General features: G+C 70.2%; 10 protein-coding genes. 1 reads left to right on the forward strand and 9 read right to left on the reverse strand.

Annotated features, from left to right (window positions below; all coding sequences use genetic code 11):
- Positions 1-12 precede the first annotated feature (12 nt).
- The 6 genes from BO221_RS37505 to BO221_RS55095 form a co-directional block, all read right to left on the reverse strand.
- Positions 13-1,494, reverse strand: a complete 1,482-nt coding sequence (locus tag BO221_RS37505) for a hypothetical protein (protein ID WP_143195914.1) — start codon at positions 1,492-1,494, stop codon at positions 13-15.
- A gap of 96 nt (positions 1,495-1,590) precedes the next feature.
- Positions 1,591-5,424, reverse strand: a complete 3,834-nt coding sequence (locus BO221_RS37510) for a serine/threonine-protein kinase PknK (protein WP_073565678.1) — start codon at positions 5,422-5,424, stop codon at positions 1,591-1,593.
- A gap of 102 nt (positions 5,425-5,526) precedes the next feature.
- The gene (locus BO221_RS37515) at positions 5,527-6,258 is read right to left on the reverse strand and encodes a hypothetical protein (RefSeq protein WP_073565679.1); all 732 of its coding nucleotides are present in this window, start codon (positions 6,256-6,258) and stop codon (positions 5,527-5,529) included.
- Between the two features lie 2 nt (positions 6,259-6,260).
- Positions 6,261-6,584, reverse strand: coding sequence for a hypothetical protein (locus BO221_RS37520; protein ID WP_233166431.1), 324 nt, complete (start codon positions 6,582-6,584; stop codon positions 6,261-6,263).
- Positions 6,585-7,114: 530 nt separating this feature from the next.
- The gene (locus tag BO221_RS37525; protein WP_083682001.1) at positions 7,115-8,155 is read right to left on the reverse strand and encodes a type VI immunity family protein; all 1,041 of its coding nucleotides are present in this window, start codon (positions 8,153-8,155) and stop codon (positions 7,115-7,117) included.
- 4 nt (positions 8,156-8,159) lie between these two features.
- Positions 8,160-8,771, reverse strand: coding sequence for a hypothetical protein (locus BO221_RS55095; RefSeq protein ID WP_158079984.1), 612 nt, complete (start codon positions 8,769-8,771; stop codon positions 8,160-8,162).
- A gap of 299 nt (positions 8,772-9,070) precedes the next feature.
- Between BO221_RS55095 and BO221_RS37535 the strand changes: the two genes are divergently transcribed.
- Entirely contained in the window at positions 9,071-10,084 is a 1,014-nt protein-coding gene (locus BO221_RS37535) for an ABC transporter ATP-binding protein (RefSeq protein WP_073565924.1), read from the forward strand.
- 3 nt (positions 10,085-10,087) lie between these two features.
- On the opposite strand, the gene BO221_RS37540 is transcribed toward BO221_RS37535, so the two are convergent.
- From BO221_RS37540 to BO221_RS37550, 3 genes are all read right to left on the reverse strand, one after another.
- Positions 10,088-10,525: a hypothetical protein gene (locus tag BO221_RS37540; RefSeq protein WP_073565681.1), complete on the reverse strand. Its 438-nt coding sequence runs from the start codon at positions 10,523-10,525 to the stop codon at positions 10,088-10,090.
- A gap of 66 nt (positions 10,526-10,591) precedes the next feature.
- Positions 10,592-12,871, reverse strand: a complete 2,280-nt coding sequence (locus BO221_RS37545; RefSeq protein ID WP_073565682.1) for a TonB-dependent siderophore receptor — start codon at positions 12,869-12,871, stop codon at positions 10,592-10,594.
- 185 nt (positions 12,872-13,056) lie between these two features.
- Positions 13,057-14,406, reverse strand: coding sequence for a PepSY domain-containing protein (locus BO221_RS37550; protein WP_073565683.1), 1,350 nt, complete (start codon positions 14,404-14,406; stop codon positions 13,057-13,059).
- Positions 14,407-14,412 lie beyond the last annotated feature (6 nt).

A 14,412-nucleotide genomic window follows, 5' to 3' on the forward strand; every position in this document is an offset into this window, starting at 1 on the left:
GGGCGGCGGCTCCTACTTCTTCGTGCTGCGCCAGCTGCAGAGATCCGGCGAGGTGCCCGGCGTCAGCCCACACGCCTCGTAGAGGAACACGGTGATGGGCTCCATCCACGTCCTGCCCTCCGAATCGGAGCACTCCTCGAAGTCTCCATCTCCCACCACCACCGTGCCGTCCTCCTTCCCGCACTTCGAGGCCAGGGGGTTGTTGTAGTTGACGCAGTCCCCCACCGCCTTGGCCGCGCAGTTGGCTCCCGATTCCGGCAGCGCGCAGACGCGGTGCGAGGCATACGCCGCGTCGTTGCTCCACTCCGGCGCCTGGCAGGAGAACATCTTCTTGTACACCGAGCCCTGGATGGTCTGCTCCTTGCCCACGATGCGGCCGCTCTCCTCGACGGACACCTTCGTCGCCAGCGCCTTGGAGTCGAAGATGTTGCCGTAGTAGGCGCCCTCGCGCAGCCGGTACACCGCCTTCTCCGAGAGCCGGTAGAGGGTGCCCGCCGACGTGCCCGTCTCCACCGCCACCGCGACGTTCCCCGTCAGCGTGCTGTCATAGGGCGCGCTCATCACGTTGAAGAATCCCGAGGCCGGGCAGGTGAACGTCACCGCCGCGTTCGTCGTGGCGCACGTCCCCTGGCTCTGGCCGAGGTAGCGCGTGCCGGCCGAGTCACAGCCGATGTTGCCCTCGCACACGCGCAGCACCATGCGCGCGCCGCTCCACGTCCCCAGCGACGGGCCCGTCATGCACTGGTCCGGCGCCCGGCCTCCCGCCCCCAGCCGCACCGTCTGCCCCGGGATGCACCGGCCGATGAAGTCCCCCTTCCATCCGCAGTCTCGGCCCACCCCGCTCTGCGCCGTCGTGCAGGCGTCGTAGCTCGGCACCCGGCCGTAGTCCGGGTCGTACTCCACCGGCCGCGTCTGGCTCTCCAGCGAGAAGAGCGCCGGCTGCAGCGGATCCTCCCCGCGCATGGACAGCTCCACCCGGCGGCCCAGGGCGTTGTTGCGCGCCAGCAGACACGCCGATACCCGGTTCTTGCACACGTCGGACGGGACTCCGAACTCCCACTGGGGGCACAGGCCCGCCTTGCCCTCCCAGGTGCGAGTCGTCAGCGTGAGCGGATCCTTCCAGGCGACGGTGTGGCCCGCGGGCAACGCGCAGCTCACCAGGTACGACATGAAACTCTGCGCGTCCACGTCCCGGAGCTGGAGCTGGAGGTAGCTGTTACCCGTGATGGGGTGGAACAGCGACGCCAGGCCCCCGCCGGCCACCAGATCGTTCGCCGGGGGGTTGGTGGAGATGGCGTTGAGCACCAGCGCCTTCGTGGTGAGCGAGTTGGCCACCCGCAGCTCCCGCTCCACCGTGCCAGACGCCGGCTCCCACGCCTCTTCCGGCGGCTCGGACTGGCAGCCCGGCGCCCCGAGCAACATCACCCCCAGTGCCAGGGGATGGAACAGGAAGTGCAGGGAAGCAGTCTTGTTCGCGGGTCGCGGGAAATTCATGGTGCGGTGTGAGTGCATGGGGCGGGCCATGGGAGAGCGGGGGACAGGTCCACCTCGGAGGTGGGGAGGTCGTTGGAGCTGCTGTTGCCCGGGGAGCTACGGATCCCGTGCCCCGGGCGTGGACTCCCAGGCAACACGGAGCCCCTCCAGGCGCGAGTGCCACAGGGGCGAGGCGGCCGCGGTGCTCTCGGCCCGGGCGAGCCACTCGCGGGCCTCGTCGCGGCCTCCGGCCCGGAGCGCGGAGAGGGTGGCCTGGTAGAGCACCTCCGTGAGCTCGTCGCCCGAGGTGTTCGGCTGGGACTCCTCGGTGAGCACCTTCCAGGCCGTGGCGTCCCGGGTGCCGGCCTCGGCCTCGCGCACCCGGAGCTCCACCAGCCGCCACAGGGCCAGGGTGTTGGGCGGGGTGGACTCGGGCCGGCAGTGGGTGGAGAGCCAGTCCAGCATCCCGCGCGCCTCCTTCATGTCCTCGAGCGCCGCGTACACGCGCGCCAGCAGCACCGCGTCCACCGCCACCGGGTGCTCGCCGAAGAAGCGCACCCCCAGCTCGTGCGCCCGCCGCGCCAGCCCCAGCGCCTCTTGCGAGCGGCCCATCCAGTGCAGGCACTCGGCGAGCTGCCCCACCGACCAGCGCTCCACCTGCGCGTGGCCCAGCTCGCGCGCCACGGCGATGGCCTCGCGCAGGTCTCGCTCGTTGCCCGCCAGGTCTCCGCGCAGCCGCCAGAGGAAGGTGCGGTTGATGAGGGTGGCGGCCAGGTGCAGCGCGTCCCCCTCCTTGCGGCACAGCGCCAGCCCCTCGTCGAAGGCCCGCGCCGAGGCGTCCACCTCGCCGGCCAGCGCCAGCCCCGTGCCCTGCATCATCAGGGCGATGACGCGTGTCTCCGTGTCCCGCGCGAGCATGGCCGACTCCACCGTGGCGGTGAGCAGCCGCGTCGCCCGCGCCCAGTCCCCCTGCCGCCACGCCTGCCGCGCCCGGGCCAGCGAGCAGCGCACGGACAGGCGGGGATCATCGAGGGACTCGGCCTTCTCCAGCGCCTCCTGCGTGCGCGCCGCCGTGCCCTCCGCGTCCTCCAGCCAGTCCATGACGGTGGCCTCCTCCAGCAGCAGGTCCACCTCCAGCGCGGTGTGGCCCAGGGGCCCGGCCAGCGCCCGCGCCGCGCTCAGGTCCGCCAGCGCCTCGCGGAAGCGGTGCGTGCGGTAGCGCACCCGGCCCCGCCCCGCCAGCACCCGCGCGCGCCGGGCCGCGTCTCCCTCGGGGAGCTGGGACAGGGCGTGGGTGTAGTCCTGCTCGGCCTCCACGTGGCGGTGGGCCTGCCGCGCGGCCTCGCCCAGGGAGAACCAGGCGGCGAAGGACTCCTCGTGCGCGCCACAGGCCGCGGCATGGCGGGCCCTCCGGCGCTGCTCCGCGACACCCTGGCCCGAGAGGCCCCGCAGGGCCGCCGCGTGCAGCGCTCGCCGCCACGGTGCCGGCAGGGCGCGCTCGAGGGCCTCGCGCAGTTGGGGCTGACGGAAGGCGTAGCGCGCCGGGCCCATCGCCCGCAGCAGCCCCGCGCGCTCCAGCCGGGCGAGCCCCGTGCCCGCGTCCAGTCCCGCCACGCGCGCCGTGTCTTCCTTCGGGTCGAGGTGCCGCTGCGCCGCGTCCACCTGGGCCACCGTCAGCTCCTGGCCGAGCACCGCGCACAGTTGCGCCAGCCCCTGGTGCGCCGCGGGCAGCACGGAGAGGGCCCGGGTGGCGAGCCGCTCGAAGAGGGGCGTCACCGAGACGTGCAGCAGCTCGTCCGCGGCCACGTACCACTCGCCGCCCGGCGTGGCGCGCAGGGCGCCCGAGGTGCGCAGCGCCCCGGCGACTTCCACCAGGGAGAGGGGCACGCCCTGCGTCAGCTGCTCCAGGCGGGCGAGCACCGGCTCGGGGATGAACTCGGCGGGGCGCAGCAGGTGCAACAGCAGGGCGCGGCTGGCCTCGGGGGCGAGCGGCGGGAGGACGTGCTGGGCGGGGAGTCCGGCGCGCTCGCCGAGCAGGGGACGCAGACCGAGCAGCTCGGGCCGGCCGGCGGCGCACACGAAGAGGGGCACCTCGGGCGCGGCGAGTGTGGCCACCTCGAGGGCGTCCAGGGTGGTGGGGTCCGCCTGGTGCGCGTCGTCCAGGAGGAGGGCCAGGGGTTTCCGGGCGACGAGCCGGCGCAGGGCCTCGGCCACGGCGCGGGCGAGTGCGTGCCGCCGGGCGCCGGAGGGGGCCGTGGGGAGGGGGGTGTTCGGCGCGCAGTGCGCCCACAGCGCATGCAGGAGGGCATCGGCGCTGGCGGCATCCGGGTGGGGCGCGGCGAGGCGGATCACCCGGGCTCCGGCCTCCGACTCCAGCCGCGTGGCGAGCGCGTCGAGCAGGCGCGTCTTGCCATGGCCGGGCTCGCCGGTGAGGACGGAGAGGCCGGGGCCGTGGCCGGAGAAGGAGCGGACGGCGCTGGCCAGGAGCGTGTCGAGCAGCGCGTCGCGGCCGAGCAGGGGCGGAGGCTCGGCGGAGGCGGGGGCGCGGGTGATGGAGGAGTCGCCGGAGAGCAGCAGGGCGCCCGAGGGGCCGGGCTGGGTCGCGCCCTCGCCGAGCCGGGCCGCCGCTTCGGGCGTGGCGAGCAGGGAGGTGTCCGCACCGGGGCCCTGCGTGGGCCACCAGGACTCGGGCTGTTCGAGGGCGGGGCCGGCCATGCGCGTGAGGGTGGCACCGGGGCGCACGCGCAGCTCGGCGAGGTGGAGGACGGTGGTGGCGTGGGGTTCGGCGGAGAGCAGCCGGGCGGCGCGGGCGGCGGCGCGCAGGCCCGCCTCGGCCGAGGGGTGCTCGGGAAAGGCGGCGAGGTAGAGGCCCGGGTGGACGCGCGCGAGCAGGCCGCCCTCGGGCGCGAGGGTGGCGGTGAGGTGCTCCACGTCCAGCTCGCCACGGACGCCGAGGAGGGCCACCTGGCGCACGCCCTGGGGACGGGCGGGGGCGAGGGCCTCCTCGGCGGGGGCGGGCGCGGAGGGGCTGGAGCGGCAGGCGGCGTCGAAGGCGGCGAGGAGGGCGTTGGCGGAGTCGAAGCGCGCGGCCCGGTCCTTGGCGAGGCAGCGCAGGAGGACATCGTCGAGGGCCGGCGGGACGGGGCCGCGCTCGGAGGCGCGAGGGGGCCGGAGGGTGACGTGGCCGTGCAGCACCTCGTCGGGCCCGCCGGTGAAGGGGGGCGAGCCGGTGAGCAGCTCGAAGAGGAGGACGCCGAGCGCGTAGAGGTCGGTGCGCGCGTCCACGTCGCGGGATTCGAGGCACTGCTCGGGGGCCATGTAGACGGCGGTGCCGAGCCGTTGGCCGGTGCGGGTGATGCTGACGGCCGCCTCGGGCTCGTCGGGGTCCGAGGCGTCGAGGAAGCGCGCGAGGCCGAAGTCGAGGAGGCTGAGGGCACCGCCCTCGCGGAGGAAGACGTTCTCCGGTTTGAGATCGCGGTGGACGAGCCCCGCGGCGTGGACGCGCTCGAGGGCGCCGCACAAGCCGGCGAGCAGGTCGCGCACGTGCGAGAGGGGAGCGGCGCCGGAGCCGGGGAGCGCGGCCATCCAGGAGGAGAGCGCCTGGCCGCGCAGACGTTCGAGGACGAGGAAGGAGCGGCCCTCGGCGGAGCCCTCGGAGAAGAGCTCGGGGACGGTGGGAGGGCCGATGCGACGCAGCGCGGCGGCCTCGCGGGCGAAGCGGTCGGAGAAGGGGCCGAGGGCGGCCTTGAGGGCGACTTCACGTCCGTCCTCCTCGCGCCGGGCGGAGAAGACGCGGGAGAAGCCCCCGGCGCCGATGAGGGCCTGGAGCTGGAAGCCGGGCACCTGGGGCAGGGGGAGGGGCTCGGCCTCGGGCGAGGGCCGGGGCCGCTCCGCGTGCAGGGGACAGGCGGCACCGGGGATGAGACGGCGGTGGCAGACCGGGCAGCGCATGGAGGGAGGCGGGAGAGCGCCGTCCCAGGAGGTTAGCAGAGGCGCAATCCCGTTGCTGGGGGCTGCCTCGGTCCTGGTCGTCCATCAAGGGGGGAGCTTTTCTCAGTCCTCCATGTCGCCAGGTGTTTCGACCTTGGGGAAATGCACCAGCGAGCGCTGGTCGCTCTCGCGCCAGAAACCGACGGTCAGTTCCCGTTCCCCCACCAGCACGGAGGCGCCATGGGGAGGACTCGGGTGGTTCCTCAGCCAGGCTTCCGCGTCTTCTCGTGTAGCGAAGGAGTGGAGAGGAGGACGGGGCTCGTCGAAGTGTGCCAGGAATCTGGCGAACTCCCGCGTGCAGCCTGTCTCATGAACGAAGTGAAGTGCCAGCGCGGCGCATCGAAGGGCATCGAGGTCCTCCGGTGAGGAGTCGAGTACCTCATGTGCATTGTCGAGCGCGCGCCAGAGCCGGTCCTCCCCCTCTGCTCCGCCCGGCCGCATCAAGGTTTCGGCGGAGGGGAGCCTCAGTAGCCGGGGCTGTCCACTCACACGGGAGTAGCAGAGTGTGTAGTGCTCACCGGCCATCTGTACGGTGCCTCGTGGGGGCGGCAGGGAGTGGGTCTTCAACCAGGTATTGAACTCCTCCTGACTGGAAAAGACCCCCAGCGGGGGAATGTCAGAACCCCTGAAGCCAGCGAGGTAGTCCTCGAAGTTGTGGGCATGGCCCGACCCGAGGATGAAATGGGAGACGTTCACGGCGGGATGCAGAGCGCCGGAGACCTCGGGTGAGGCGCTGAGACGCTCCTGGGCCTTGCGTAGGGGTCCTACAATCCTGGCCACCATATCGGCATTCATGGTCAGTCTCCCAGACAGTGCGGCGCATCCACGCCTTCCGCACTGGCCATCAGGGTGAGCGGCGCGAGGACGAGCAACCCCGCGCCCGAGGCGACGGCAACAAAGGTCATTCCGGTGATGACGACCACCGTGCCGACGAGGAGCTCTGTCCGATGTTCCTTCAACCACTCGACCGCGCGGTCCACGGCTGTGAACTCGAGGGCTCTCGCCTTTTCCGCGGCCAGACAATCCATGTAGGCACGGAGGCAGCGATCACGGCAGATTTCGTTGTGTGTGGGGTGGCCACGCGGAATGTGATTGAGGGGAGGCAACAGCTTGCGCCGCATGCAGTCCCGGTGGCAGTCGATCTGTTCCTGGGAACAGTCCCGGCGGCAACCATCGACCAACGCGATTCCCTCTGGGGATGCACTCCACCTGGCTGGGTACGAGGGTAGATCGCTCAGTGCCCGCTGGAACTCGACCGCTGGCCGCCACGAGTGCCGCACCTGGCCGTGAGCTCCTTCCTCGATGACCAGGGCCAGCTTGGGGAGTTCCTCGGGTTGCGGGTGAAGCACTGCATGGACGCTGCTTGCGCAGGAAGACAGGAGGCAGGCTTGAGCCAGGAGAACGAGGCTGCGCAACCAAGGAGGTGAACCCATGAAGGGGGGGTAGCACATCGGAGATGCGCGGCGAACAGTGATGCGGGCCTGACCTTCACAGCCGGGCGAGCCCCGCGCCCGCGTCCAGGCTGGCCACACGCGCCGCGACTTCACGTCCGTCCTCCTCGCGCCGGGCGGAGAAGACGCGGGAGAAGCCCCCGGCGCCGATGAGGGCCTGAAGTTGTTGGCAGACGCGGAGCCGCGACGCTGTGGCCGCGTCAATCGAGGAAGCGGCGCCACCAGCGGCGCAGTTCCTCCTCCACTTCGGGACTCTTACGAGCCAGGTATCCCCAGGGGAAGGGCTCCAGGTGGGGTTCGAGCAACCGGGCGAGCTCGCGGTAGGCGGGGAGTGTCTGGCCCTGTGTCGTGTCGCCCGCCTCGGGCGCGTCACCCAACGTGATGACGGCGCGCTCGCCCTCCAATTCCTGCACGGAGGTGGTGGGGGAGTGGAGACGGGCGCGAAGGCCCGCGGCGCCTCCCAGCTCGGAGAGGACGGGCGGTCCGAGGAAGTTCATCCAGTGGATGCCATCCACTCGAGTGCCCATGCCGTCGAAGTGGGAGGCCCCACGGACATCGAAGCCCGGGTGGCGGAAGATCTCGGTACGCAGGTGGTCGAGCTGGTCGTAGATGGGATGCCAGAGGGCGAGGGCGAGTCCGGCATGCCCGGTGGCGAAGGGCAGGCGGGAAGCCATGGTCATCGCCAACTCCCGCACGTGCTGGACGCCGTGCTCCTCGAGGTACTCGGTCGGCAAGGTGGCGGAGAGGACGCTCACGCTGGGGGGAGGTGGCTCTCGCCAGGGAAGCCGAGCGTGGTACCTGAAGGAGTAACCATTTCCCTGCTCGCCGAAGAGGGTGAAGTACGGATCAGCGCCGTCCTTCTCGGCGAAGCGAGCATCGTGGGGCTCATAGTCTTCGAAGAACCTGGGCTCTTTCGGTTTCAGGGTTCCGCGGATGAGATCCCAGTCAGATGGCTCCGTCAGATCGAAGGGCTCCCACCAGCAACAGGTGAATTTCGAGAGCGCGCCGGAGCAGCCCTCGATGGCGCGCAGGTAGCTGTCGAGAGCGTGAGTCACCCCGGTGATGAGGTGGTGGTGATCGTGGGGAAGGAAGAAGATGATGCGGAACACATCCCTCGCGAGAACCCGGTCGTAGACGTGCTCTCGTACCTTCTTGACGAGCTTCCCCTCGATTTCCTCGAAGCCGTACGACTCGTTGCGAAGGGTTCCTTGGATTCGGACTCGTGGGTAGTTGGGTGGCATGGGCTCACGGCTGCCGGCTGATCTCGAGCTGCGGGGTGACAATGACGGGTTCGCATTCACCCCCGAGGGCTTTGTAGAGAGCCAGTTGTTGTTGCACCTCTCCGCTCCAGGGATTGCTCTGTTCATTGCCGCAGGGGAACTTGAGCTCGTAGATGCACTGAATCCGAGTGGCGTTCCGGGTGAAATGGAGAACGACGTCTGGCTGCTTCGAGCCCACCCACCTGTCGGTCAGCATGAGATCGTTCGTGAACTCTTCTCTTCGATATCTCGGCTCGATGGAAAAGTTGTTGGGAAACTTCTCAGCAAGGCGCTGTTGGATGCATTCAAAAGCCATTGCGTGCTTGAGCTTGCCCAGGTGCTGGGCCCAGGTAGGTGCGAGCTTCTTCTCGACCGAGGGTGGCTTCTTGCAGTCTGTGGCGGGGAGGGTTTTCCCCTTCCCGAAGAGATCCTCTTCGACCTTGAAGTGTGCCTCCTTGACGCACTCGACAATGATGTCCTCCGCGTGTTTCTTCTGTGCTTCGTCGAGGAACTTGGAGACATAGAGGAAGCCCTGGATGACCTCGGCGACCTGTCCTGCCTTCTGGAGCACCTGTCCAGCCCGGGTCGCCGCCGGCACGAGAATCTCGCCCGTGCTCGGGGCGACGGGGGCAGCGCAGGCTGGACCACAAGACTGCGCGAAGCAGGGCCGCACGGTGACGCAAGAGAGGCCGAGGACAGCGGCCACCGAGAGGGAGAGCACGAATCGCACGAGAGGTCCTCGCATGGGGCATGGAGGCAGGGGGCCGTCCCGGCAGACTACCAGGGCCACGGAGACGCCGGTCTCGTACCGGACACCCCCGTGAGAATAGAAGCCCCCGATGCGCCTCCATGCCGATAGTCTGCCGGGTGGACCTCAACAACGAGGAGGCACTCGGCGTGGCAACGGTCTCACTGGAAGGCGTTCGCAAGGAGTACCGGGGCGGGGTGGTGGCGGCCAAGGACGTGACGCTGGACATCGCCGATGGTGAGTTCGTCTCACTCGTGGGCCCGTCTGGTTGCGGCAAGTCGACGACGCTCAACCTCATCGCCGGGCTGGAGGAGATCTCCGCGGGCGTGCTGCGCATCGACGGCGTGGCGGTCAACGACCTGTCTCCGCGCGAGCGGGACATCGCCATGGTCTTCCAGAGCTACGCGCTGTACCCGCACATGGACGTGCGCGGAAACATGGCCTTCCCGCTGAAGGTCTCGGGCGCGGACAAGGCGACCATCGATCAGCGCGTGGAGGAGACCGCGGCGCTGCTCGGGCTCGAGAAGTTGCTGACGCGGCGGCCGAAGGAACTCAGTGGTGGCCAGCGGCAGCGCGTGGCGCTCGGACGCGCGCTGGTGCGGCGGCCCAAGGTGTTCCTGTTCGACGAGCCCCTGTCCAACCTGGACGCCGCGCTGCGCACGCAGATGCGCGGGGAAATCAAGAAGCTGCACGAGCGCCTCAAGGCCACCTTCATCTACGTCACGCATGACCAGGCCGAGGCGATGACGCTCTCGGACCGGGTGGTGGTGATGAACCAGGGCGCGGTGCAGCAGGTGGCGCCCCCTCGCGAGCTCTACGATGCCCCGGCGAACCTGTTCGTGGCGGCGTTCTTCGGCTCGCCGCGCATCAACCTGGTGAAGCCGGAGACGCTGGGGCTGCGCGAGGACGGTGTGACGCTGGGGCTGCGGCCCGAGCACCTCGAGGTGGGCACGGGCTCGGCGCTCCAGGGCGCGCTGAGCGGCACGGTGTACCTGGTGGAGCCGATGGGCTCGGAGAGCTGGGTGACGGTGGACGTGGCTGGCGAGCGTCTCATCGCCAGGGCCCGCGAGGACTTCTCGGCCCCCACGGGCTCACCGGTGTGGCTGCGCTACGACGCGCAGCGGCTGCACCGCTTCGACACGGCGAGCGGGCTCAGGCGGTGACGGCTACGCCTCGGCCCTGACGCGGAGCACGTCACGCTCCGAGGAGCTGGACGTCCGCAGCCAGTGGATGAAACACGCGCTGCACACCAGCATCGCCGCGGCGGTCCAACCCCAGGTGGGCTCGAGGACCCGGTGTCTCACGAGCTGGGGGAACTCCTCGGCCTGGAAGAGCATCGCGGCGTTGATCATCGCCGTCACTCCGGCGGGCCAGAGCAGCGCGAACCCCGCCAGGAGCAACCAGACCGGGAAGCCGAGCAGGCGTTGGAAGCGGCTGGCCGGGGCAACGAGCGCGGAGCCCAGCACATCCTGGGCGTCGCGAGGGCCTCGTTTCAGCCACAGGAGCAGGGCAATCCCGACGAGCGGCCCCACGACGGGCACCAGGGAGAGGAAACCATCCTCGACCGGGGCCGGGCACATCATGGTGAAGTTCTGGGACTGCATGTCCTCGCACCTCCGAGCGGGCAGTATACCCGCGTTCCGCGCCGCTCGGAGGGAGGGAGGGCTGGCCTAGAAGCGCACCCGGGCGGTCAGGTTGGCCGAGCGGGCCTCACCGGGGACCGCCTGCCCGGCGTAGTACTGCTCGTAGTACAGCTCGTCGCTGATGTTGTTCAGGTTGAGCTGGAGATCGACCCGGTTGAACAGCTGGTAGCTGGCGAAGGCATCGAAGCGCCAGAAGTTGGGCACCTTGAGGAAGGCCACGCTCTCCGACGCCGGGTTGTTCGCCGTCGTCACGTCCTGGTACACGGCGCCCGCGCCAATCGTCAGGTGCTGCAGCGGGGTGACGGTCGTCCACAGCGACATGCTGCGCGGGGGCGTGCTCGGCAGCGGCTGGCCCACGAGGTACGCGCTGCTGTGCTTGAGGATCTCCGAGTCCAGCTGCGTGTAGTTGGCGATCACCCGCCAGTTGCTCGTGATGGTGCCCGTCACGCCGACGCTGAAGCCCTGCACGCGCTGGGCGCCATCGAGGATGGTGGGGGGACCCGAGGGGTCGGTGTTCGGCACGCGCGCGTTCGTCTTGTCCACGCGGAAGACCGCCGCGGTCAGGCCCAGCCGGTCCTCGAACAGGTCCGCCTTGGCGCCGAGCTCGATGGTGTTGTTGCGCTCCGGCGCCAGGTCCACCGTGCCGGTGGTGAGCGTACCCACCTCGGCCGACGGGTTGGCGGACGTGCCGTACGTCGCGTAGATGCTCATCTTCTCCAGCGGGTGCACGAGCAGGCCCACGCGCCAGTTGAAGATGTTGTCCTGGCGGTTCAGCTCGGTGCGCGTGCGCGTGGCGTCCTCCGCCACGTAGTTCGTGTCGAAGACGTCGAAGCGCGCGGAGCCGAGCACCTCGACGTAACGGCTGATGGCGATCTGATCCGCCGCGTAGACGCCCACCGTCCACTGCCGGCTCTGGTTGGCGCTGGCGAAGACGCGATTGACGGTCGACAGGTCGGGCGAGGGATTCGGCTCGAACAGGTCGGCGGTGATGTTGGGCCCGGGCACCGCGTTGAAGTTGTTGCGGCTCAGCTCACGCGTCTCCCACGTCAGCTCGAGCCCGGCGTTCGCCTGGTGCTTGAGGAAGCCCGTCTGGAGATCGCCGCGCACGTTGAGCTGGTTGGCGACGTAGACGTTGTCCGTGTTGGTCTCGAAGCGCTGCCGGCCGATCGTCGTCGGGCTGCCGGCGGTGAGCGTGAGGCCGCGGGGCGCCGTGGGCAGGGAGTAGCGGTCCACCCCGCCGAGGCGCAGCGAGTTGGTGAGCTGGAGGCTGTCGCTGAACCGGTGCTGGAGTTGCGCGGTACCGATATGGGCATTCACCCGCTCGGTGTCCACGCCCTTCACGCCGTAGAAGGCCCCGCGCGGGACGCCGATGCTCGTCGAGACGGGATACCCGTTGTAGTAGGGCTGGCCGTAGTCGGGGGTGCTGTCCTCGCGCTGGTAGAGGTAGTCGAGCTCGAGCGCGGTGCTCTCGCCCAGCGAGATGCGCGCCGAGGGAGCGATGCCCGCGCGGTTCTCCGTGACGTTGTCACGGCCCGCGATGCCGGAGAGCTGGCCCAGCGCGTTGAGGCGCACCTGGATTTTATCGTTGATGGCCTCGTTGATGTCGGCCTCGACACGGCCCATGGGCGCGGTGCCGCCCGACAGGCTCACGTTGCGGAAGGAGCGCCGGCCCGGCTTCTTCGTGACGAGGTTGAGCGCGCCGCCCGTCGAGCCGCGGCCGAACAGCACGGAGGACGGACCGAAGTAGACCTCGACACCCTGGAGGTTGAAGGTGTCGCGCGTGAACCAGCCCAGGTCGCGCACGCCGTCGCGGAACGTGTCCGTCTGCGCCGAGAAGCCCCGCAGGTTGAAGGAGTCACCCTGACGGCCGCCCTCGCCCGCGGCCACCGTGATGCCGGACACGTTGCGCAGCGCATCGCGCACCGACGTGGCCTGCTGCTCCTGGAGGACCTCACGGGAGACCACGGTGACGGACTGCGGCGTGTTCACCAGCGGCGCCGGCACCCGCGCCAGGCTGCTCTCCGGGGCGTGGTAGCTCTCCTGCTCCGCCGCCTCCTGCACCTGCACGGTGGGCAGCACGAACGTGTCCTGGGCGCCCTCCTGCTTCTTCTCGGGGGCCGGGGCCGGCTGCTCCGTGCGCGGCGCGTCCGCGGGAGGCGTCGTCTCCTGCGCGAGCGCTCCGCCTGCGGCCAGCGCCGACGCGAGTCCCACCGCCGCATGTCCCAGCGGCCACAGCGCGCCGCGCACGCCTCCGGCAGTACCCTTCGTCGAGCGGATGCCCGTCTTGTTGTTCTTCGTGGATGACATGCGTTGTCTCAATCCTTCTGGCGCGTCGTGTGGGGTCCGGCCGGCGGGAGTGCAGCTCGGCCAAAGCCTGAATTTGAGAATCATTCTCATATTCAGGAATTCGGTTGATGGTCAATGATTTTCGTATGGCTTTAACGCGCACGCGGAGAGGAATTGCGCGCACTGCAAGCCATTGACGCGGACCGTCAGGCCGCCGTCTCGGGCTCCGCCGAAGCCGTCTCGGGCTCCGGGGTGGCGCTGGGGCGGCGGCTCGGGAAGAAGCGCCGCCAGGACAGGGCGAAGCCGGTCCACACGAGCAGCACTCCACCCAGCGAGGCGATGGCGGCCACGAGCTGGCCGAGCCACCCGAGGGCCTCGCCCGTGTGCAGGAAGCGCAGCCACGTGCGGGCCTTCCGGCCGGAGTTGTAGTCCGCGAAGGTCTCGCGGCGCAGCACCTGTCCGGTGAAGGGATCGAACGACACCTGCGCGGCGGCGAAGAGTGGCCAGCCGCCCTGCTCGCGGATGGCGAGCGTGATGGCCTGCGGACCCTGCGGACCCGGACCCTGTCCCTGCGGACCCTGCGCCCGCGGGCCAGGACCCTGACCCTGAGCACCCTGAGCCTGGGGACCCTGAGCACCCTGCGCCTGCGGACCCTGGCCCTGCGCGCCCTGAGCCTGCGGGCCACCCTGGGGCGCGTTCGGGCGCTGGCCACCGCCCAGGCGCACCGTGATGGTTTCCCAGGCGGGCACCTGCTTGCGCGCCTCGGCGAAGAGCGGCTCGAGGCCGATCGGCTTCGCGCCCTCCGGCGGGGTGGGGACCTTCACCGGGGCCGAGGCGATGGGACCCTGGGCGGGGGGCGGCTCGTTGCCCGTGAGCGTGAAGACGAGGTTCGAGGCCCACCGGTAGGAGATGACCATGCCCGACGCCGTCAGGACGATGAGCACGGGCAGGGCCCAGAAGCCGATGGTGTTGTGCCAGTTGAAGTCCCGCGCCTTGCCCTTCAGCCCGCCCCTGAACCAGAGGACGGGCCGCACCGTCTTCATCGTCCACTTGCGAGGCCACCACAGGTACAGGCCGGAGATGGCGAGGAACAGGAAGGCCGCGTTGCTGACGCCGGTGATGGCCTTGCCCACGGGGCGGTTGTCCCCGTGCGCGCCCAGCCACCGGTGCCACTCCTCCATGACGTGGAAGAACGAGCGCCAGCCCTTCGCGCCCTGCTCGCGCACCTCGCCCGTGTATGGATTCACATACACGCCTTCCGAGCGGCCGGTGAGCACCAGCACGGCCGAGTCCGGCTCGGGGTACACCGTCACGCCCGAGGGCTGCGCCTTCGGGTTGGCGGCCTTCACGCGGGCCAGCAGCTCGTCCACGGACAGGCGCGGCGCGTCCGGCGAGGGCACCTGCACCCGCCGGTTGTCACGGTCGGCCCAGTCGACGATCTCGGTCTCGAAGGCGATCGCCGCTCCGGTGAGCGACATGATGCCAATGACGATTCCAGTGATGACTCCGGACACCAGATGGGGCCAGAAGATGATCTTGCGAAAGGTGATGCTCATCGGGTG

The organism is Archangium sp. Cb G35 (assembly GCF_001896145.1).
Classification (GTDB): domain Bacteria; phylum Myxococcota; class Myxococcia; order Myxococcales; family Myxococcaceae; genus Archangium; species Archangium violaceum.

Excerpts from the sequence above, each read along its gene's own strand:
- BO221_RS37505 (WP_143195914.1), bottom strand. The coding sequence starts at position 1,494 with ATGAATTTCCCGCGACCCGCGAACAAGACTGCTTCCCTGCACTTCCTG.
- BO221_RS37510 (WP_073565678.1), bottom strand. The coding sequence starts at position 5,424 with ATGCGCTGCCCGGTCTGCCACCGCCGTCTCATCCCCGGTGCCGCCTGT.
- BO221_RS37515 (WP_073565679.1), bottom strand. The coding sequence starts at position 6,258 with ATGAATGCCGATATGGTGGCCAGGATTGTAGGACCCCTACGCAAGGCC.
- BO221_RS37520 (WP_233166431.1), bottom strand. The coding sequence starts at position 6,584 with ATGCGGCGCAAGCTGTTGCCTCCCCTCAATCACATTCCGCGTGGCCAC.
- BO221_RS37525 (WP_083682001.1), bottom strand. The coding sequence starts at position 8,155 with ATGCCACCCAACTACCCACGAGTCCGAATCCAAGGAACCCTTCGCAAC.
- BO221_RS37540 (WP_073565681.1), bottom strand. The coding sequence starts at position 10,525 with ATGCAGTCCCAGAACTTCACCATGATGTGCCCGGCCCCGGTCGAGGAT.
- BO221_RS37545 (WP_073565682.1), bottom strand. The coding sequence starts at position 12,871 with ATGTCATCCACGAAGAACAACAAGACGGGCATCCGCTCGACGAAGGGT.
- BO221_RS37550 (WP_073565683.1), bottom strand. The coding sequence starts at position 14,406 with ATGAGCATCACCTTTCGCAAGATCATCTTCTGGCCCCATCTGGTGTCC.